A 1449-nucleotide genomic window follows, 5' to 3' on the forward strand; every position below is an offset into this window, starting at 1 on the left:
GCCCCGCCCCCGCCGGACTCCCACGCTGATGCAGGTCCCGGAGCGGCCGAGTCGCCATGGGGCGGTTCCGCGGAACCGCCGGATGCGCCGGCCGGGGGCCGCCCGCCGCTGCGCCCGGTCGACTGGGACGGCTCGTTCACCCGCACCTGGCAGTCCCGCGACGATAACGAGCTGGCGAACCGCCTCTCCGACGAGCACGAGTTCGAGTCGGATCAGCAAGAGCTTGATCAGATGATGCGGGATTTCCGGGACAAGGCGAATGCGGCGGCGGACGCGCGAGCGCGTAAGGAGCGGGCTGCCGAGCAGGCGATTGCGCCTGATGACGCGAGGTCGCGGTTGTTCGACAAGTTGGAGGGGTTCGGCCGCCCGTCCGACGAAGCGGACACGTCCCCGAGTGACGACGGCGGCGAATCCCCGGATACGCGTTGACGGATCGCCGTGACTGGCAGGTGAGGCCCAGCCGGTTACGGGCCGATGCGGTGATCCCTGGTTTCAGGTGTCGGTGACCGTTCGGGTCGGGGCAGTCTGTCGGCGCCCTGGTCGTGGATGGTGTCGTTAAGGGCGCGGCGGGCGCGGATGGTGTCCGGGTGGTAGGGGCCGTGGTCGCGCATCGCATCGGTAAGGGCGTCGCGGCCGAGCGGGGCGGCATCGGCATGCCGGCCGGTCTGGCGGTAGGTCTCGGCGAGCGTGGTTCGGCTGGCGCGGGTTTCGGGATGATCCGGGCCGAGGGAGTGGGTCCGGATGGTGTGGACGCGTTCGCTGAGGTCCACGGCTTGGGACAACCTGCCGGTGTCGCGGCACACCTCGACCAGGTTGGTTGCTGTGCGCAGAGTGCGGGCATCGGCGACGCCGTCGGTCCGGGCGCGGGCGACGAGCTGGCGTTCGAGGTGGTGGCGGGCCGCTTCGGGTTGGCCGGCGTCGCGGTAGTGGGCCGCCAAGTCGTCACGGGCATCCAAGACGCGTGGGTGCGCAGGGCCAAGGACGCGTTCGTGGCGGTCGAGGAGGCGTTCGAGGTGAGACAGGGCCTCGCCTGGCCGGCCCTCGGCGATATGGGCTGCGGCAAGCCGTTCTCGGCTCTGGGTCGTCTTGGGATGATCAGGGCCGAGGATACGTTCGCGGCCGGTCAGCGCCTGGTCGAACAGGGGCACGGCGGTTTCGGGCCGTCCGGCTGTGAGGTAGGCGCGGGCAAGGGAATGGGTGCTGTCGAGAGTGCGGGGATTGTCGGGGCCGAGGACCTGTCGGCGGCCGGTCAGCGCCTGGTCGAGTTCGCGGGTGGCGTCGTCGAGACGGCCGGCTTGGCGGTAGGTGATGCCGAGTTGATGGCGGCTGTCGAAAGTTTGTGGGTGGTCGGGGCCGAGGACGCGTTCGCGGGCGGCGAGGGCGGGTTCGGCGTGGGCGAGGGCGTCACTGGTGGCGCCGATTCGTCGGTAGGTGGCGGCGAGTTGGTGG

2 protein-coding genes are annotated in these 1449 nt (G+C 70.9%); one reads left to right on the forward strand and one right to left on the reverse strand.

Annotated features, from left to right (window positions below):
* Positions 1-429 (forward strand): hypothetical protein (locus tag NBZ85_RS31065; protein WP_261563414.1); only part of this gene is annotated, 429 nt, incomplete at its 5' end.
* Positions 430-464: 35 nt separating this feature from the next.
* Here NBZ85_RS31065 and NBZ85_RS31070 read toward each other — a convergent pair.
* Positions 465-1449 (reverse strand): tetratricopeptide repeat protein (locus NBZ85_RS31070; protein WP_261563415.1); only part of this gene is annotated, 985 nt, incomplete at its 5' end.

Source organism: Frankia tisae, assembly GCF_025403405.1.
Classification (GTDB): Bacteria; Actinomycetota; Actinomycetes; order Frankiales; family Frankiaceae; genus Frankia; species Frankia tisai.